General features: G+C 65.4%; 17 protein-coding genes and 1 pseudogene. 4 read left to right on the forward strand and 14 right to left on the reverse strand.

Translation table 11 applies throughout. The features are described 5' to 3' along the window. Window positions 1-108 precede the first annotated feature (108 nt). Window positions 109-1,404 (reverse strand): annotated as a pseudogene (locus HDG34_RS34355) (filamentous hemagglutinin N-terminal domain-containing protein); the annotation flags it as partial. A gap of 401 nt (window positions 1,405-1,805) precedes the next feature. On the opposite strand from HDG34_RS34355, the gene HDG34_RS39970 reads away from it, so the two are divergent. The 3 genes from HDG34_RS39970 to HDG34_RS34375 are packed head-to-tail and all read left to right on the forward strand — an operon-like array spanning window position 1,806 to window position 3,344. Then, the gene (locus HDG34_RS39970; RefSeq protein ID WP_311541563.1) at window positions 1,806-2,345 is read left to right on the forward strand and encodes a hypothetical protein; all 540 of its coding nucleotides are present in this window, start codon (window positions 1,806-1,808) and stop codon (window positions 2,343-2,345) included. Continuing rightward, on the forward strand, window positions 2,342-2,827 hold the full coding sequence (locus tag HDG34_RS34370; protein ID WP_184067261.1) for a hypothetical protein: 486 nt from the start codon (window positions 2,342-2,344) through the stop codon (window positions 2,825-2,827). The genes HDG34_RS39970 and HDG34_RS34370 overlap by 4 nt, the downstream gene beginning before the upstream one ends. Before the next feature lie 55 nt (window positions 2,828-2,882). Continuing rightward, window positions 2,883-3,344 (forward strand): hypothetical protein, encoded by a 462-nt coding sequence (locus HDG34_RS34375; protein WP_184067264.1) that lies wholly within the window; start codon window positions 2,883-2,885, stop codon window positions 3,342-3,344. A gap of 260 nt (window positions 3,345-3,604) precedes the next feature. On the opposite strand, the gene HDG34_RS34380 is transcribed toward HDG34_RS34375, so the two are convergent. Next, a complete protein-coding gene (locus HDG34_RS34380) occupies window positions 3,605-5,986 on the reverse strand; it encodes a TonB-dependent receptor (protein ID WP_184067267.1) in 2,382 nt (793 codons plus the stop codon). 179 nt (window positions 5,987-6,165) lie between these two features. Here HDG34_RS34380 and HDG34_RS34385 point away from each other — a divergent pair, with 179 nt between their 5' ends. After that, on the forward strand, window positions 6,166-7,164 hold the full coding sequence (locus HDG34_RS34385) for a histidine kinase (protein WP_184067270.1): 999 nt from the start codon (window positions 6,166-6,168) through the stop codon (window positions 7,162-7,164). Here HDG34_RS34385 and HDG34_RS34390 read toward each other — a convergent pair. The 12 genes from HDG34_RS34390 to HDG34_RS34445 all read right to left on the reverse strand — a co-directional run bounded on the left by HDG34_RS34390 (window position 7,134) and on the right by HDG34_RS34445 (window position 18,652). Then, window positions 7,134-7,796, reverse strand: a complete 663-nt coding sequence (locus tag HDG34_RS34390) for a response regulator transcription factor (protein WP_184064647.1) — start codon at window positions 7,794-7,796, stop codon at window positions 7,134-7,136. The two genes, HDG34_RS34385 and HDG34_RS34390, sit on opposite strands and share 31 nt — an antisense overlap. After that, window positions 7,793-9,055, reverse strand: coding sequence for a pyrroloquinoline quinone biosynthesis protein PqqE (pqqE, locus tag HDG34_RS34395; protein ID WP_184067273.1), 1,263 nt, complete (start codon window positions 9,053-9,055; stop codon window positions 7,793-7,795). The genes HDG34_RS34390 and pqqE overlap by 4 nt, the downstream gene beginning before the upstream one ends. Before the next feature lie 4 nt (window positions 9,056-9,059). Then, complete coding sequence (gene pqqD, locus HDG34_RS34400) at window positions 9,060-9,338, reverse strand: pyrroloquinoline quinone biosynthesis peptide chaperone PqqD (RefSeq protein ID WP_090809033.1); 279 nt, start codon at window positions 9,336-9,338, stop codon at window positions 9,060-9,062. Further along, a complete protein-coding gene (pqqC, locus tag HDG34_RS34405; RefSeq protein ID WP_184067276.1) occupies window positions 9,335-10,093 on the reverse strand; it encodes a pyrroloquinoline-quinone synthase PqqC in 759 nt (252 codons plus the stop codon). The genes pqqD and pqqC overlap by 4 nt, the downstream gene beginning before the upstream one ends. Before the next feature lie 72 nt (window positions 10,094-10,165). Then, window positions 10,166-11,080 carry a pyrroloquinoline quinone biosynthesis protein PqqB gene (pqqB, locus tag HDG34_RS34410; protein ID WP_184067279.1) on the reverse strand — a complete coding sequence of 305 codons (915 nt, stop codon included), beginning with the start codon at window positions 11,078-11,080 and terminating at the stop codon, window positions 10,166-10,168. Continuing rightward, on the reverse strand, window positions 11,077-12,111 hold the full coding sequence (locus tag HDG34_RS34415) for an alpha/beta fold hydrolase (RefSeq protein WP_184067282.1): 1,035 nt from the start codon (window positions 12,109-12,111) through the stop codon (window positions 11,077-11,079). Before HDG34_RS34415 ends, pqqB begins: the two co-directional genes overlap by 4 nt. After that, window positions 12,108-12,692 carry a cytochrome b gene (locus HDG34_RS34420; RefSeq protein WP_409259691.1) on the reverse strand — a complete coding sequence of 195 codons (585 nt, stop codon included), beginning with the start codon at window positions 12,690-12,692 and terminating at the stop codon, window positions 12,108-12,110. Before HDG34_RS34420 ends, HDG34_RS34415 begins: the two co-directional genes overlap by 4 nt. Window positions 12,693-12,771: 79 nt before the next feature. Further along, window positions 12,772-13,608, reverse strand: a complete 837-nt coding sequence (locus HDG34_RS34425; RefSeq protein ID WP_184067285.1) for a formylmethanofuran dehydrogenase subunit C — start codon at window positions 13,606-13,608, stop codon at window positions 12,772-12,774. Then, complete coding sequence (fhcD, locus tag HDG34_RS34430; protein ID WP_184067288.1) at window positions 13,605-14,576, reverse strand: formylmethanofuran--tetrahydromethanopterin N-formyltransferase; 972 nt, start codon at window positions 14,574-14,576, stop codon at window positions 13,605-13,607. The genes HDG34_RS34425 and fhcD overlap by 4 nt, the downstream gene beginning before the upstream one ends. Before the next feature lie 10 nt (window positions 14,577-14,586). Beyond that, complete coding sequence (locus tag HDG34_RS34435) at window positions 14,587-16,296, reverse strand: formylmethanofuran dehydrogenase subunit A (RefSeq protein WP_184067291.1); 1,710 nt, start codon at window positions 16,294-16,296, stop codon at window positions 14,587-14,589. After that, on the reverse strand, window positions 16,293-17,684 hold the full coding sequence (locus HDG34_RS34440) for a formylmethanofuran dehydrogenase (protein ID WP_184067294.1): 1,392 nt from the start codon (window positions 17,682-17,684) through the stop codon (window positions 16,293-16,295). Before HDG34_RS34440 ends, HDG34_RS34435 begins: the two co-directional genes overlap by 4 nt. A gap of 218 nt (window positions 17,685-17,902) precedes the next feature. Beyond that, window positions 17,903-18,652, reverse strand: coding sequence for a HisA/HisF-related TIM barrel protein (locus tag HDG34_RS34445; protein WP_184067297.1), 750 nt, complete (start codon window positions 18,650-18,652; stop codon window positions 17,903-17,905). Window positions 18,653-18,665 lie beyond the last annotated feature (13 nt).

The following is an 18,665-nucleotide window of genomic DNA, read 5'->3' on the forward strand; positions in this document are numbered from 1 at the left end:
CATCGTCGCTGCAACGGACTTGTGCCGCATCGTCCGATTACCCTTGGGATTCAATAACTGTTTCTCTTATTGACACGCAGCGACCATATCAGTGTCAAGCGTCTGCGCGGCGGAAACAGTGAGCGCGCCGTTAGCAGCGCTCTGGCTGCCCGTCAGCGTTACGTTGTTGCCCTGAAGCGTGGCATTGCCACCCGCGATGTTCTGGCCTGTTGCGGAAAGGGTATCTGCCGCGCTCAGGTTCAGATCGCCGCTCTGGCCAACGCTGCCATCCGCATTGATGCCCGCACCGAGGGTGCCGGTTGACGTGACGTTCCCCGCACTGATGGTCAGGTTCTGCTGCGTGTAGGTCGAGCCGCTGTTGTCTACATCGCCCGCCGCTGACACCGCAAGATTGCCGCTCGCGGTTGTCTTGCCGGTGAGAACCAGCTTGCCCTGCGTCGTGAGCGTCAGGTCGCCCGCCTGGGCGGCGATCACGCCCGCATTGGACACCCCGACACCGTATTCATTGCTGACCAGAACGATACGATTGGCGTACATTCCGCCAAGCTGGCTCACGTCGATGGACACACCTGGCGCTGCGCCGCTGCCTGCGATGGGCGTCGCGGCCAGCGTGTCGTGATTGACGCGATTTGCGCCGGCGATAACATTCAGGCCGTTGGCACGGATGGCCGCGTTAGCCTCCACCGCGCGGGAGATCAGGTCCACCTGATCAATATTGGTCGCGTCCAGGCCCGCGCCCTGGACGGTAATCATGCCGCCAGTTACGTTGAAACCGCTCAGGTTGCCGCCCGCATCGAGCATCGGCGTGCCGGTGGTGAGAATGCCGCGCGTGGTATTGATGAAGCCGCCGCCATCGACCACGATCCCCGAACCGTTTGCCACGACGACTTCGGCCCTGTTGCCCGCCACTTCGAGATAGCCGCGCAACTGGCTGGGCGAATTGCTGTTGACCTGGTTGAGAATGATCCGCGCGGACTGGCCTGGCGAAAGATTCGGGTTACCACTCACCTGTCCTGCCAATTGCGTGTTCGTGATAACGGGCGAGTTGTTCAGGATCGCGCCGTTCTTCTGCACGTCGAACTGCGAATACGTATTAACCGAAACACCCGCATTCGACGCCTTGTTGATATCGACCTGCGGCAGGCCATTGCGCGTCTGGATGACATTCGGCGCGTGCGCGCCCGAGGGCACGATCTGCGCATCCGCGAGAACAGGTGCGAGTCCGCACAGCACCAGCGCGGCGAAAGCTGCGTGACGCATGGCGAACAGTGTGATCGGGCGCCGTGAGGCCGATGAATGGGTCTCGCCCTGACTTGCGTTGCCGTGGGCAATGGCGGTTTCCGCAACGGCGACGAGCATACTCCGGCACCGGCTGAAAACCAGCCTGAACATGTTCTTGTTCATTCTGCATAGCGTATTTTTTTAACCTGCCGAAAAATACCTCATACCACTGCTCGGGTAAGTTAAATATTGTCAATGCAGTGCGAAGCAACAACAGAAATCAAAAACAGGAATTGTCTGATGGACGCAAAGCGCCAATATGCGCAGACGAGATATGCAAACGAATAAACGTCTGCTTCTCGCCGTGTAATTGAAAAAGGCGCCATCAAGCCACCTTCATTGGAATGCCGACAGAACCGGTTAGTGTTTTGCCGTGGTAAAGCCAGGAGTCACAGGTCTGCCGTTTTTTGACGTTTATTGTCAATGTTTGTCAAAACGGATCTATCCTAAATTAAAACTGTTGACTGCGATTCCTTTAGATGGTTAGTTCGTCGGGTGTTTTCTGGAAAATCAGAAGAGGTCAAATGGAACAACAGAAACAGGACGGCACTGGGGACGAGGAAGAATGCCTGCTTTGCCGTATCACCTATTCGATCTACTCAAACTTTCCGCCAATGCCATCCGCAATGGCGCTGAACATCGAAACCGGCGAATGGTTTCCGTTCGATAGGCTGAAGTCGTATTCAAACGGTTACGAGATGGCCGTAGCCCTGGGCACCGCATGGGCGTGCGATTGTCGCGGGCGCTCACGACAAGCGGACGACGCGAGCATGGCAAGCTCGCTCTATGGCAGCAGCCCGCGCGTGCCGGAGAATCTCGGCAATGCTCAGTCGTTCGTCTATCAGCCCGACATGCCGGACGGCGACGCTGTGCAGCTCGCCGGCGCCGATGGTCGGCCCGGTAACAATCAGGCGCAGAACAAGCAATTTAAGGCGGTGGTCAAAGCACTTGGACTAAGCAAGAATCAAGCACGCCGCCTTCACTACGATATTCAGATGGACGATCTTGAGTATCACGGCATGATGGAGCGCGCCCTGGACCTGTTTGGAGACAAATTGGAATGATCGATACGAAAGAGCAGGTAGGACTTCACCTTTCCGCCTTGATCGGGCTTAACGTCAGCGGAGTGGCGCACGCGGCCGACATGCTTACGTTACAGTTCGGTCCGCTTCGGGAGGTAAAGACCGGCAGAGGAACCATCAAGTATCTGGGCGATTGGGCGCTCCATATTCAGTGCGACTGGCGCATCGAGCAGGGACACGTGATCGTTGCGTCTTATTCGGACTTCGCAGCGTCTGAAGAGAGAACGAGAGTGACAACGGAACGAGTCCGTGATCTCCTTGTGACACATGGCCCAACGGCTGTTTTGAATATCGAGGCGGGCGAGAACGGTGATGCCGTCATTTTGCTGGCGAGAGATATGCGACTAGTCATTCTTGCGGATGCGATACCTGATGATGAGGACTGGCGCCTATTCCCCTCGAATCCCGACGCGAAGCATTTCGTGATCGAGGGTGGCAAGGTCGATCCCTGGTCCTTGTCGTAAGGAGAGACTGGACATTGAGCGTCCCCTCATTACCGGTATTCCTGGTAATCGTCAGGTGATGCTCGACATGGCAGAGGTATCGACATTGAATAAATTTTTGAGGTGCTTCTTGCTAGTCATGGCGCTTTGCAGCTTTCGGCCGATATTTGCCGATGAGGTGATCAACGATTCGAATTGCATGCAGTACCTGGGCGGTGGCGGATTTGGAGATTTTGATTGCTATGAGCATCATGCAAGATCCCTTGAAGTCGACAACAAGAAACTGGCGAATTCAATTAAATCCGCACGAGGCATCAAAGGCGCGAGCAAGGCTGAGCTCGATCGGTACATGCGCGCACAAGATGAATCGGCAAAGGCTTGCGATCTAGCCCCTAAACTAGCTTATGATTGGAATATTGAAGAACCGCCAAAAACACACGTGGATATGTACGATGTCACGGGAGCGCGTTGCCATTATTCAATTCGCAAGCAGCAAAACGAAATCCTGCGCGACCTCTATTCGATAAAAACGGGTTGAACGACCCGTTTCGGCGGGGCCATTTAAAGGCGGGTCACGCAGGCAAGCGGCACCACCACGACTGAGCATCGGCCACGTCGCTTATCAACTCGATCCCGCGAGCACGAAGTCGTTAGGCATCAGACGTCGGGCTTACGGGTGCCGCGACGAGGCGTACATATTCCTCAAAATCCGCGCCGCGTTCCCCGGCATTGCGCTCGTGACGAAGCCTCAGGCTGCGGAAGGAGCGAAGCCATGCGATCCGCCCCCGCCAAGCACCACTACTTCCACGCATACCTCATCCCCACCCAGAACCCCCTCGGCGCACCCGGCCCGACGAACTGCTCGTTGACCGGCGCCGTGCCGTTGAACGTATTGCCCGGTCCGGTAAAGAAGTTCTCCCCGAGCGCGCCGAAGCTCGCATAGCGCTTGTCGAGCAGGTTCGACACCGACGCGAACACCTGCAACTGTTTCGTCACCTGGTAGCTGGTGTCCATATCGATCAACAGATAGCCGGAGATCTTGCCGTTCACGTCCTGGTTGTTCTCGTCGCCCTGCGCGTAGATGCTGCCGCGCCACGTCAGATTCGTGCCGATTCGCCATTTCGCGGTGGCCGCGTAATCGAGCCGCAGCTTGACGGTCGTCGCCGGAATGCTCGGGATGTGATCGCCGGGATGCACGGTGATGTTGCCGTTCGCGTCGGCGCTCGAGTTGCTGGGGCTGCTTTCGACCCATGTCGACTGGTAGGTCGCATTGACGTAGCTATAGCTGCCGGTCACCGTGAACGGACCGTACTTCGTCTGCCCAGCCAGTTCGACGCCTTGCCGGCGCGTGCGCCCGACATTCTGGAAAAAGCCCTGCGAACTGCCCGCGCCGGTGCTGCTGATGAACTCGATGTCGTTGTCGAGCGTCGTGCTGTAGGCAGCCGCGCTCCATGTCGTGTTGCCGCCGATCCTGCCGCGCGCGCCGACTTCATAGGTCTTCGAAATGACCGGCTGCAACGACGGATCGGAGATGAAGTCGTTCGGCAGCGAACACGGCGCGTTCGGATCGGCGCAGGCCAGCTCGATCGCGGTCGGCGAGCGCATGCCCTCGTTGTAGGTCGCGTAGGCGGTGAGCGCCGGCGTCGGATTCCAGTTGATGCCGACCGCCGGATTGAAGCGCGAGAACGTATGGTGGCCGTCGAGCTGCGGCTGCGTGCCGGATTCGTCGCCGATCGTCGCATCGGCCCAGTTGTAGCGTCCCGACAGCGTCAGCGACCACTGCGGCGTCAGGGACAGCGTGTCGGTCAGGTAGATGCCGTAGTTCGTGTTGTGCGTGTTCGCGTTGGTCTGCTGTGCGAAATTCCCGATGCCGACCGTCGCGCGCGAATCGGTAAACGTTGCGTCCTGAGACGACTGCGTGAAGCGCGAGTCGGCGGCATCGACGGCCATGCCCGCGATGAACTGGTTCTGCATGCCGCCGAGCTTGCCGAGCAGCGTCAGTTGCAGGCTCGCGCCGTAGCTGTCGGTCGTCACGGTGGACTGTACGTTGGTCGCCTGCAACGTATCGACGGTGCCGTCGGGATTGATCGTGCCGTAGTCGTTGTTGACGTTGCTGCTGGTGTTGGCATTGCGAAAGTGCCGGTAGTACGCGTTGCCGCTCAGCTCGACGTTGTCGTTGAAGTAATGATCGCCCGACAGCGTCAGGTAGCCGGCGCTGTTCTGATTCTGGTCGGGATACGTGTACGGTTGCCTGGGGTTACCGAGGAACGAGCGCGGAATGGTTTGCGCGCCGTGCAGATCGTTGTCCGCGCCGCCGGCCGATAACGACAGCGTCGTGTTAGCGTCGGTATAGCGCAGCTTGCCGAACGCCTGGCGGATGCGGCTCTCGTTCTGCTCGGCCCAGCCGTTGTCGTTCGCGGCGTTGGCGGTGAAGTAGTAGTCGAGGTTCTGGCCGATCGTGCCGCCCTGTTCGATCTGCGCGGCCTTGCGTCCCCACGAGCCGCCCTGAATTTCGGCCTCGCCGACCGGGTTATCCTTGCCGTTTTTCGTGGTGATCGACAGCGCGCCGCCGAGCGTATTGAAGCCGAAAGTCGGATTGGAGCCGGGGATCAGCTGCATCGTGTCGATCGCCTGTTGCGGCAGCAGGTCCCAGTTCACGACGTCGCCGAACGGTTCGTTCACGCGCACGCCGTCGACGAATACCGACAAACCTTGCGGCGTGCCCAGCAGCGGCGACGCGGTGAAGCCGCGATAGAACAGGTTCATCTGATACGGGTTGCCCTGCGCGTCGGAGATCGTGACGCTAGGCAGATTCGCCGCGAGGTAGTCGCTGAGTGTCTGGCGGCCCTGCCGTTGGATATCGGCCGCGTGGACCGTCTGCACGTTGGCCGGCACCAGCGTGAGCGGTGTGCCGATGCCGAGCAGCGGCGTGGTGCCTACGACGACGATCGGCGCGAGGGTCGTGGTGGGTGTCGTGTTGCTGTTGGCGTTGCCGTCGGCTGCGCCGGAAGAGGCAGCGGAAGACGCCGAGGCTGGCGCCGACGCCGCGACCAGCGGCTCGGCTTGCGCTTGCGCCCATACGCTCGTGGACAGACCGGCGAGCGCGCCGCCGACGCAGAAGGTGATGCCGGCACGCCGCTGAAGCCGGCGTTTGCGGCGTGCTTGTGATCGCATGCTCATCGTTATTGTCTCCTGCCGGCTTGATTTGTACGCGTGTCGCGCGTTGTTTGACGTTGGTGTAAAGCTTCGCATACGCGTCTGTAAGACGCGCGGGAGCTTTTCCCGATCTGCCGGGGAAGCGTTCCCAAACTCGCGCAAAACCCGCTGCGCGTGCCGGCGCTGAGTAGAATGCAAGCGTCATGTCAAGCGAACCGATCCATTCCTCTTCCGCTGATCGAGCGCCGCCATCGTCGCCGATATGGCGCGACCTCGGCTGGGTCGTCGCCGTGACCGTGCTCGCGGCGGTGCTCGGCGCCGCCTTCGATCTCAGCGAGAAGGTCTACCGGTTCACGCGTGGCATGGAGCGCTTCCAGCTCGACGAGTTGCCGGGCGCGCTGTTCGTGCTGTCGATCGCGCTCGCGTGGTTCGCGTGGCGCCGCTATCGCGATGCGCGCCGCGAACTGCGCCATCGCCGCATGCTCGAGGAACAGGCCGAACGACTGCTCGCCGACAACCGGCGCCTTGCCAGTCAGGCGCTGCAGGCGCAGGAACTGGAGCGCCGCCATCTGGCGCGCGAGCTGCACGACGAGCTGGGTCAATACCTGAACGCGATCTCGCTCGACGCGGCGCGCATCCGCGATCTATCGGGCGAGCGCGAGCCGGAAATTCATCGCATCGCGCTCGGGCTGATGCAGAGCGCGACGCATGTGTACCGCGAGATCGGCGGCATGATCCGCCGCCTGCGGCCGATCGGTCTCGACGAATTCGGCTTGCCGAGCGCGCTCGAACATTGCGTCGACGGCTGGCGCGAGCGCTTGCCCGAGGCGTCGTTCTCGATGACGATCGAAGGGGATTTCAGCGGCCTCAGCGATGCGTTGACGATCACGCTGTACCGGCTCGTGCAGGAAGGACTGACGAATGTGTCGAAGTTCGCGCGCCGCTCGCGCGTCGAACTGTTCATGGTGCGCGCGCCGCGCGAACACAACGGCACGCAGATCGACGAGATCGTCGTCACGATGGCCGACGACGGCCCCGGCACCGATCTGACCAGGCCGCGCAGCGGGCTCGGGCTGATCGGCATGCGCGAACGCGTCGAGGCGCTCGGCGGCGAATTTCACATCGCGAGCGAGCCGCAGCGCGGTTTTCTGTTCTGCGCGCGCGTGCCCGCTCAGGCGGGGCTGGCCGAGCCCGTGAACTGAAGCCCGAGGCGGCTTGCCATCTGCGCAAGTTGTACGCCGTTGTCGGCGCCGAACTTCTGCCGGATCACCGATTGGTGGTTGGCCACCGTTTTCTGACTCAAGCCCAGCTTTTCGGCGATGCTCGGCAGCGTATAGCCCTGCACGAGCAGCCGCAGCACCTCGAACTCGCGCGCCGACAACTGACGCCCCGGCGGCCCTTCGTTGAACGCGGTGCGCAGCGCGAGCGCCTGCGAGATGTCCGGGCTCAGGTAGCGGGCACGCCGCGCAATCGAGCGCACCGCTTCGACCAGCACGTCGGGCGCGCTTGCCTTGGTCACGTAGCCGAGCGCGCCCGCGTCGAGCGCGCGCCGCACGAAGATCGATTCCTCGTGCACGCTGAAGATCAGCACGCGCGCGTCCGGTTCGCGCGCGAGCATGCGCCGCATCGCTTCGATGCCGCTTGCGCCCGGCAGCGCCACATCCATCACGACCACGTCGGGCCGCAGCGCGCAAAAACGCTGGTAGGCCTGCGCGGCGTCGCCCGCTTCGCCGCACACCTCGACGTCGGCATTCAGTTCGAGCAGACGCCGGTAGCCTTCGCGCACGACCGCATGGTCGTCGACGAGCAGAACGGAGATGGTGTCGGCACTCATGATTGGACTCCGGGTGACGCCCGGTTATCGCCGCCGGCGTCGGGCTCGCGGGCAGCGGCCGCGAACTTGCGTGAGTTGGCGTCGTTGCGGAACAGGATCGGCTGTTCGCGGGCCGCTGCTGTCGCCCCGGTTGCGGATGCAGATCCCGATGCCGCACGCCGCACGATCTTGACCACGGTGTCGTGAAACGGCGACTTGTCGCAGACGGGGTCGGCGTTGGCCGCGTCGCCGGTCAGCAGGAAGGCCTGGCAGCGGCAGCCGCCGAGGTCGAGGTCCTTTTCATCGCAGCTGCGGCACGGCTCCTTCATCCACCGCAAACCCCGAAAGCGGTTGAACGCGTCGCTGTCGTACCAGATCTCGCGCAACGGCATGTCCTTCACGTTCGGCAGCGTCAGGCCGGGCAGGCCGCGCGCCGCGTGACACGGCAGCGCGGCGCCGTCGGGCGCGACGCCGAGGAACACCGCGCCCCAGCCGTTCATGCAGCGCTTCGGGCGGCGCTCGAAGTAGTCGGGCACGACGAAGAAGATCTTGCAGCGCTCGCCATGCGTGCGGCGATAGCGCGCGACCACCGCTTCGGCTTCTTCGAGCTGCTGTTGCGTCGGCATCAGTTGCGCCTGGTTCTCGCGCGCCCAGCCGTAGAACTGCGTGTTCGCCAGCTCCAGATATTCGGCGCCTAGAGCCAATGCCATCTCGATGATCTTGTCGACATGCGGCAGGTTGTAGCGATGCAGCACGCAGTTCATTACCATAGGAAAGCCGTGCCGCTTGAGCGCGACGGCGACGCGCTGCTTCAGCTCGAAGGTGCGCGTGCTGCTCAGGAAGTCGTTCAACTGCTGCGTCGAATCCTGGAAGGACAGCTGGATGTGATCGAGCCCGGCGGCCTTCAGATCGCCGAGGCGCTGATCGGTGAGACCGACGCCCGACGTGATCAGGTTCGTGTAGAAGCCGAGCCTGTGCGCTTCTTCGACGAGTACTTCGACGTCGTCGCGCACCAGCGGCTCGCCGCCCGAAAAGCCGAGCTGCACCGCGCCGAGCGCGCGCGCCTCGCGCAGCACGTCGAGCCATTGCCCGGTGGTCAGTTCGCGGTTGTGATCGGTGTAGTCGAGCGGGTTGTAGCAGAACGCGCAATGCAGCGGACAGCGATAGGTCAGCTCTGCGAGCAGCCACAGCGGCGGCGGCACGACGGCGGCCGCGTCGCTTTGCACTTGCGCGCCGGGTTGAGAGCCAGGTTGAGAGGCAGGTTGAGAAAGATCGGTCATCGCGCTACTCCAGCCAGCCGCGCCCATGCGCGTCGGCGATGAAGGCCCGCACCTCGCTGCCGATGCCAGTCGTGTTGAACGCCTGTTCGAGGTCGGCGATCAGCGTATCGATGTCGCGTGTGCCGTCGCAGCGCTTGAGGATTTCTCCCGCGCTTTGATTGAGCTTCACCATGCCCTCGGGGTACAGCAGCACGTGCGCGTTCTGCGCGGGCTCCCATTGCAGGCGAAATGGCTTGGCGATCGCGAGCGGCGTGGCGGGGTCGGCGCGTGTCGAGTCGTTCATTGCGCAAACGCCTTCTCGATCGCGTCGAGCATGGTCCACAGAATGTCGAGCTTGAACTGCAGGATGTCGAGCGCCCGTTCCTGCTGATCGCGTCGCGTGAAATGGGCAAGCGTGACCTCGAGTCCGTGCTGCACATCGCGCTGCGCGAGTGAGATGCGCGAACGGAAATACGCGAGGCCCTCCGCTTCGATCCACGGATAGTGCTCGGGCCAGCTCGCGAGCCGGTCGCGATGCACCTGCGGCGCGAACATTTCGGTCAGCGACGAGCACACCGCTTCCTGCCACGGCGCGCGGCGCGCGAAATTCACATACGCATCGACGGCGAAGCGCACGCCCGGCGTCACGTGTTCGAGCGACCACAGTTCGTCGCGTGTGAGGCCGACCGCATCCGCGAGACGCGCCCAGGTTTCGATGCCGCCTTCCGCGCCATCGTAGCCGTCGTGATCGAGAATGCGCAGCACCCAGCGGCGGCGCGTCTCGCGGTCCGGACAGTTCGACAGCACGGCCGCATCCTTCAGCGGAATATTGATCTGGTAGTAGAAGCGGTTCGCGACCCAGCCGCGAATCTGCTCGCGCGAGCAGCCGCCGCTATTCATCTTCACGTTGAACGGATGGTGGATGTGATAGGCGGTGCCCTTCGCGCGCAACTGCGCCTCGAATTCTTCACGGCTCCAGGCGGGTCGGTCGATGCCTTGAGTTCCCGTGGTACTCGCGTCGCGTGTTGGTGTCGTGTCCTGAATGTCTTTCGCGTTCATGCCGTCTCCGTTTTATCGTCGTTCACAGCCGCGCCTCGTTACCGCATCGCTCCGTACTCTTCACTGCGCGCCTCAAAGCTCGAAGCTCATTGCGTCGTACGCGACCTCGATGCCATGCTCGCCCAGCATGCGCCGCTCGGGGCCGTCTTCGATCAGGATCGGATTCGTGTTGTTGATATGGATCAGCACTTTGCGTTTCGCGCCGAGCGAATCGAGCGTTTCGATCATGCCGCCCGCGCCGCTCTGCGGCAGATGGCCCATATCCGCCGAGGTCTTGTTCGACAGGCCGAGGCGGATCATTTCGTCGCCGGTCCACAGCGTGCCGTCGACGAGTAGCAGATCGGCCTCGCGCATCGCCGCCAGCACGTGCGGCTCGATCGCGCCGAGCCCCGGCGCGTAGAACACGCGCCGGCCCGATTGCAGGTTCGTCAGCACGAGTCCGATGTTGTCGCCGCGCTCCGGCGCATCGCGATGCGGCGAGTACGGCGGCGCCTTGCTCGACAGCGGCAGCGCGTCGATGCGGATGCCGGGCAGCGCGTCGACGGCGAGCGGCGCGCCGTCGAGCGCGATCCGGCGGTGCTCGACTCCGCAGTAGTGCGACAGGATCGGCGCGACCGGAAAGCCGGAGCGGAGGTCTTGCCAGACCGCATCGGTTGCGTATAGCGGCAGCGGGGTGTCGCGTTCGCGCAGCATCAAGAGGCCGGTCACGTGGTCGATCTGCGCGTCGATCACGAGCACCGCGGCGATGCCGCTGTCGCGCGCGCGCCGCGCTGGTTGAAGTTCGGGATGCGCGGCGATCTGCGCGAGCAGATCGGGCGATGCATTGACGAGCAGCCAGTCCTCGCCGTTCGCGCTGACCGCGATCGACGACTGCGTGCGGCGCGTCGCCTTCACCGTGCCGCGACGCACTCCGTCGCAATTGCGGCAATTGCAGTTCCACTGCGGAAAGCCGCCGCCCGCCGACGAGCCGAGTACCTTGATCTTCATGCCGCGCGACGCATGCTGCTGCGCCCCTCTTCGACGGTGGGAGTGAACATCGCGGTGAGCGCCCGCGCGACGCATGCATGCAACGCGGGGTCGCTCGCCAGATGACCCGCCGCGCTGACAGACTCGACGCGCGCCGACGGAACCGCGCGCGACAGACGTCGCAGATTGCCGCGCGGACACACCGGATCGCGCCCACCATGCACGGCCGCAATCGATACCCCGGCCGCCGCCGCGCGGCGCGCGAGCGACAGCAAACGCGTCTCGCCGAGCCAGCAGCGATGCGCGAGGTAGTGCGCCTGAATCCGGTATTTGCCGATCAGCTTGCGCGCGTGGCGTTGGGATTCGCGTGGGTTTCGCAGGTTCGCACGTCGTTGTGCGGCGCCTCGCGGCGATGCGCTCGCGAGCACCGCGTTTTCATAGCCGCGCCAGGCCAGCGCGAGCGCGCGTTGCCGCGCTTCATTCGCGCCGTATTGCAAGGTGTCACCGCAACGCGCGGCCAGTGTCGCGGGCTGCTCGCAGCGAGCAGCGGCACGCAGTCTCGACCACGCACGCGGCGCGCGCTTGCGTGACGCGATGAACAAACCGCGCACTTCGCGCGCGGAGGTCAGGAACAGGCCGCGCAGCACGACGCCCGTCACCGACCGCGGACACTGCCCCGCATAAGCGAGCGCGAGCGCCGCGCCCCACGATCCGCCGAGCACGCCCCAGCGCGCGAAGCCGAGCCGCGCGCGAATCGCTTCGAGATCGGCGATCAGATAGTCGGTGCGGTTGTGGCGCACGCTGCCGTGCGGCGTCGAGGCACCGGTGCCGCGCTGGTCGATCAGCACGACGCGAAAGCGCTGCAGATCGAACAGCCGCAGCACGCCGGGCTGACTGCCGCTGCCTGGGCCGCCGTGCAGCACCGCGACCGGCACGCCGTCGCGCGCGCCGGCCAGCGCATACCACACGCGATGACCATCGCGCGTGCGCAGCGTATGGACTTCGAGCGCGGCGGCTGCCTGCGTGTGGCGCGATAAGCCTCGCATCGTCATGGCAGCATCCTCGCGAGCAGGTTGTCGCGATCGATCCACTGATGCTTGAACGCGCCCGCCACGTGCAGCACGATCAGCGCAATCAGCGCGAAGCCGATGGCGTGGTGAAGGCCGAAGAACAGCGCGCGCAGATGCGCGTCGTCCCAGCCCCACTTCGGCAGCAGGATGCCCCAGAAGCGCGTGCCGTAGGTGTTGAACGACGAGCCGAGATACCCGGCAAGCGGCATCGCCACCATGCCGACATATAAAAGACCCTGCGTAGTGCGCGCGGCGGCGCGTTGCCACGGTGGCATCGGCGGCAGCGGAGGCCGGTGAAGGACCAGCCGCGCGACGATGCGCAAAAGCACCAGCAGGAAAACCGTCAGTCCGAGCGACTTGTGCAGATTGATCAGCGTCGCCTTGACGGGCAAGCCCTTCGGCAAGCCGACCATATAAAGCCCGAGTGCGAGCAGCCCGACGATGCCGAGCGCGATCAGCCAGTGCAGCGCGATCAGCAGCCCGGCATAGCGCGGGCCGCCGGCGCTGGCATTTGCGTTGACGTCGATATCAGGCTTCGCGTTTGCAGAATCCGCTGTCCTCATGCCCTGTCTCCATGCAACATCGTTGCGGGACGTTTCTTTTTTGCCGAACACCGTTTCAGTCGCGGCTGACATAGCTGGTTCAGCCGGCGATCAGTATTTCACCGCGGCCGTCGACCGCGAGGTCGCCCGTGAAACGGACCGGCAGACGGTCCGCGCGCCACTGCGAAAACGGCGCGATTTCGGCCGCGAGACTGCGTATGAGCAATGACCAGAATACGTCGAAACCGTGTCCGCCGCCGGTGAAAGTAGGGGGCGGCAGTGGCTCTGGCCGTTGCGCGAGCAGCAGCGTGCCACGCCTCATTGCATAGGCATAATGCGCGCCCAGTTGCCCCGCCACGCCGACGGTTCCCGCCACCAGCCGCGACGCCGCGAAGTCGCCCGCGTTGCCGCCGACCAGCACGAGGCCGCGGCGCATCCGGTCGGCGAGCCGCGCGCCGGCGTTGCCGTGGATCGTCAGCGTGCCGCCGCTCATGCCTTCCATATCGCCCGTCAGTGCGCCGGCGGCGAAGTCGCCGCTGTCGCCGCGCACCGTCACGCGTCCGCCGCGCATTTCGCAGCCGGTGAAGTGCCCCGCGTCGCCGTCGATTTCAAGCAAGCCGCCGCTCATTCTGAAGCCGCTGTAGTCGCCGACCGAGCCGCGCGCGACGAGCCGTCCGCGGTCCATCTGCGCGCCGAGCCGGTCCAGCCACCGCGCGGCGTCGTCGATCAGCAGCGTCGCCATGTCGTCGCCGGACGCAGGCGCGTCGTCGCGCGAAACCTCGAAGACGTCGCCGACCACGCAGCGCTCGTTGCCGGCCGGCAGCACGATGCGCTCGATCTCGGCCACGCTCATGCTGGCCAGCGCCGAGGGTGACAGCGCTGCGGCATCGACGCGAAAGCCGGGTGGTGTCTTCACGCGCAACGTGGTCGTGCTCATGCGTGACTCCCATTGAGCCCCGCCGCCAGTTCGTGCAGATGAAAGTGGTACGGCCCGAGCTTGCCGCCGTAGTTGCCCGCCGAAATGCGCAGCACGCCGGCCGCGCGGCCGAGTCCGGCGGCCGCGCCGATCCCGGCCGTCATCGCCGCGCCGACGTCGGCGTCGGTCAGACCGTCGATGACGATTTCCAGCACGCAGCCAACGTCCGCGCTCAACTCGCTGCGCCGCGCGAGGCCGATCAGGCTCGGGCAGAACGCGTCGTTGGTCGACGCGGTCGCGCCCGCGTACTTCGAGCCGATCTTCGAGCCCGAGCGCACGATGCCGCCGGGAAAGGGCATGATCACGTTCGGCAGCCGGCGCATCGCGGCGACCGCGGCTTCGGCCGCCGCGAGCGCGGCGCCGAGGTCGCGCGCGAGCAGCAGCAGGTTGCCGCCGCCGACGGCCTTGACCGTCGCCGCCATGTCTTCGCAGACGAACTCGCCGTCCATCACCGGCACGCGCCAGTAACGCGTGGGTCCGTTCCCCGCGTCGATCATCTTCGCGATCTGCCAGCCGTCGCCGAAAAAGCGCAGCCCGCTGCCAAGCGGCGCCGGGTCCGACAGCGGCGCGCGGCTCGTGGCCGGATCGATGCCGCCGTAGACGGCCGTGCTCGGACAGGTGAGCACGCACTGGCCGACGCGCCGCCCGATCTGCTTGGCGAGCTCCTTCGACGACACCGCGAACAACAGCACCGCGACGCCGGGCCGGCCGTCGGGCGTGGCAGCGGGCGCGAGCGCACGCTCGACGCCCGCCTCGCAGCCGCAACCGATCACCGAGGTCGCGAAGCCCGCCAGCGAGTTCGCCGCGTGCATCGCCCACGTCGGCGTGTGCGCGGTGATCACGAGCCGGGTCGCCTTCATCGGAAAGGCTTCGGCGAAGGTCGCGTCGATCGCGGTGCCGTTGATGTCGAGCGGGGCGGGAGCGTTCATCGTGGACGCGTCAGGTTAGACATTCGACGGGCAATAGCCGTCCGCCGCGGCAGCAGCGGCAGGCTTCGTCGTCGCTGATCGCGGCGTGGGCGAAGTTGCTCGCGAGGTTCGCGTCGCTATACGCGCGCAGCGTTGTCTCGATGCCGCGATCGAATTGCGGCGCGACGAAATGGATACCGCCCGTCGGCGTCGCGACCAGCGTGCCGTCGCGCGCGACCAGTTCGCCGTCCTTGAACACATAGGCCGGCGACGTGAACATCCGCTCGCGGTCCGGCTCGTCGCGATAGACGGCGATGTCCGCCGCCGCGCCCGCGCCGAGATGGCCGCGATCGCGCAGACCGAGCAGCCGCGCGGGACCGGCGCGCGTGATGATCGCGATCTCGTACAGCGAGAATTCGCGCTTGAGCTCCGGCAGCGCGCTGGCGACCTGCGCCTCGGGATGCAGCTTCGCCAGTTGCTCATCGCGAAACGGCTTGTCCATCAGCAGGCGAATCAGATGCGGATAGCTCGTGAACGGTCCGCCGTTCGGATGATCGGTGGTCATCGCGACGCGCCACGGGTCGTCGACGAGCAGGAAGATTTCGAGGCCGATGATCCATTGCAGCGCGTTCACGTAGCTCTGTTCGCGATAGCGGAACGGCAGCACGCCGCAACCCGCGTCGCACTCGATATCGCCCACCACCCACTTGTGCGGCCGCGCGAGCGGCGCGTTGCGGAACTGCATCATCGTGTCGCCGGAGGCCGTGACGGTCTGTCCGAAGATGATCTGGCCGACGTCGATCGACACGTTCGGCCGCGCGTTCACGGCCTCGGCAATCTGCCGCGCGCCCGACGAAAACTTGCGCGAACCCTCGGTGCCATAGCTGTGAAACTGGATATGCGTCAGATGGATCGGCAGACCGTCGGCGGCGTCCATCGTCGCGATGGTCGAGGCGAGGTTACCGGGCACGCCGAGGTTGCTCGTGTGCACGTGCAGCGGATGCGGCACGCGCAGCTCGGTCAGCGCGCGCGTCAGCGTGCGCAGCACGTCGCGCGGCGTGATGCCGTAGTGCGCGTGCGGCTCGTCGACGTTTAGCGAGCGCTGGTTGAACTTGAACGCCGAGATGCCGCCGGGGTTCACCACCTTGACGCCGAGCGCCTTGCTCGCGTCGATCGTCCAGCCGACGTAATCGCGCAGACGTTCGAAGTCGTCGCGCGCGGCGAGCATCCGCAGGAACAGCTCGTCGTTGCCGAGCATCACGTACGCGCCGTGATCGATGATCGGCGTGTCGCCCATTTCGAGGTGCGTGTGGCGCGCGTTGGACGGCATCATCGCCGGCTCGAACGCGGCCGTGTAGCCCATTTCGGCGTAGCGGTAGCCGGTCGCGAGCGTGCCCGGCGTGCAGACGCCGCACGACGGCAGGCGCAGGTAGCGGCCGTTGTCGTCGCGCGCGGCTTCGTAGGCGGCCTCGCGCGGCGCATGGGCGCCCCGCGCATCGGCGCGATGGTCCTCGGGCAGCAGCAGGCGCGACAGATTGGTCTTGCCGCCGCCGATATGCGAATGCAGGTCGATGCCGCCCGCCATCACGATCATGCCGGTCGCGTCGTATTCACGATCGACGGGCGTGGTGGCGGCCATGTCGACGATGCGGCCGTCGCGGAACGTCAGGTCGCGGCGCTCGCCGTTGACGTTGTGGATCGGGTCGAACACCGTGCCGCCCTTGAGCCGGACGAGAGTCATGGCTGATCCTCGCGCGTACTCGAGCGTTCGCTCAGTTGCCCGCTCAATCGCCCGCTCAACTTCGCGGCAATCGACGCCACCGACTCCAGCGCGGCACCACGCGCGGCGGTGAGCGGCATCACGACCGTGCCGTCGATGCGAAACAGATGCCCGCCGCTATCGACGCCCGGTGTCGCGACCGGCACGAACACGGTGTTCGCGCCGCGTGCCCTCGCGGCATCGGCGAGCGCCGGATGACCCAGCACGATCAGGGCAAGCGCGGGATCGAGCGACGCCGGCCACGCGTGCGGCGCGAAGCCCGCGATCCACAGCAGCGCATCGACTTCGCGTTCGGCGAGCAGCCGAGCCGTCCGATAGCGGTACGGATCGTGATCGAGCGGCGCGGTGCCCGCGGCGTGCGCCGGCATCGACACGCGTGTGCGCAGCGGCAAGCCGGACAGCCACGTGACGGTCTGATTGACCGTCAACGCGCCGTCGTCGCCGCCGAGCGCGAGACATGCCGCGCGCGTCGTGCGATTCACGGCCTTCACGATCCGGTTCAGCGCTTCGATCAGCAGCGCCGCGTGCGGCGCGGGCAGTGCGGCCGGTTCGTAGACGACCACCGTATAGCGCGCGCCGGCGATGCGTGCGTGCAACGACGCGAGCGCGGTTGCCACGTTGGCTGCGCTGCCATCGCCGTGGCTGAGCGCGGCGGCGTCGCGTCCTTCCGCGAGCGCTGACCACAGCGCGAGCGTGTCGTACGGATCGGTGTCCGGCAGCAGCGTGTCGATGCGCGTTTGCGCGAAGCCGGCTGCGGCCGGGTCCGCTTCGCAGCCGACGAAGACCAGCTCGCGCGCGAGTTCGGTGCCCGCCAGGGCGCGCGTGAAAAAGCGCGGATAGCGCCGCGACGGCTGACAGCCGAAGAACACCAGCAGGTCGGCGCGCGCGCGCACTTCGGAGAGCGTCGTAAAGAACGAGCCACGGTCTTGCAAAGCGAGCGTCGCGGGCGTCAGCGCATCGCCGTGCAGATGATCGAGGATCGCGCCGCAGGCGGCGGCAAGCGGATACAGCGCGCGGGTGCCGGCGACGTCGGTGGCGAGGCCGCCGAATAATGGGCGGCGCGCGTTCGCGAGCAACTGCGCGGCGCTCGCCAGCGCGGCATCCTTGTCCACTTCGTTGCCATCGACGGTGCAAGTGCATTGCGCGTCCGTCGCGCCGTACTGCGCGAGCGCGTGAGCGAGCCGCGAACATTCGGTGTCCGGCACATCGAGCGTGCCGTCGTCGTGGGCAGCGGCGGCCAGGTCGTCGCACAGCAAAGGGCAGAACGGACAGATCCAGTCGCGTGTGAGCGCCGCGGCGCGCGTTGCGCTCGGGCTGGGGGTCGATGGATCGATGGAGGGGCTATGCATGGGGCAGGTTTAGCAAGCTCCATGCCGACCTTTCGACCCTGCGGTAAGCGTGCCTGATCCTGCGTCGGCGCGCGCGTCAAAGGCCCACCGCGCCATACAAAATGTGTGCCGTTCTGGAGCAGAGTGTCAAGCAGAGTGTCACGCGCGAACAGTCCGGCTTGCGTTGCGTTTACCGACAGCGCTGTCAGAACGCGTGGCATGGAAATTGTATGGAAGGCCTACGCGGAATCGGAATGCGCGCAGTCGATCTGTCGATCGTGCAGCGCGGACGCCACCAGCCAGGCGCTTGCGCCGGTGCCGGCCGCGGCGGCCAGATCGTCGCGATTGCGGATGCCGCCCGCGCCGATCAGCGTGGTGTGCGCGGCGGCTTGCGCGCGCACGCGCTCGAACGTCGCGAGATCGGGGCCGGCGTAGCTGCCGACCTGGTCGAGCGTCATCGCGATCACGCGCGGCGGCCACCACGCCGACGAGCGGTCGAGCGCGGCCGCGGCGAGCAGTTCGCCCGCCCGCTGATCGAGCGACAGGATCGGCGCAAGGCCGGCGCGCTGAGCCGCGTGCAGTGCGTGGATATCGCGCAGCGTCTCCGAGCCGAACACAGGCACGAGAGTCGCGAGGTGGGAAGCGGCAGCAGGGCTGTCGTGTTGATCGATGGCGTCGTCGATGCGCTCGAATAGCGCGCGCATCGACGGGTAGTCCGCGAAACCCGCGTCGAGCCACAGTTCGATGCCGGGCAGCGCGGCCCGCAATGCGGCGAGCGTCGAAGCATGCGCGCCGCGCTGCAGGATGGCGCCGAGATCGGCGATATAGAGCGTGCGCGCGCCGCTGGCTTCGAGCAGCGCGCGGGCGGTGGCAAGTGGGTCGCTCGTCGCGACGAGGCGGGACTGGATGGGCCGATAGGCGCTCCGCTCGCCGCGCACCGCGCGTACGACCTGGCCGTCGAGCAGATCGAGAACAGGTATCACCTGCATAGGGGGCTTTCCT

The organism is Paraburkholderia sp. HC6.4b, assembly GCF_014200875.1.
Taxonomy (GTDB): Bacteria; Pseudomonadota; Gammaproteobacteria; order Burkholderiales; family Burkholderiaceae; genus Paraburkholderia; species Paraburkholderia tuberum.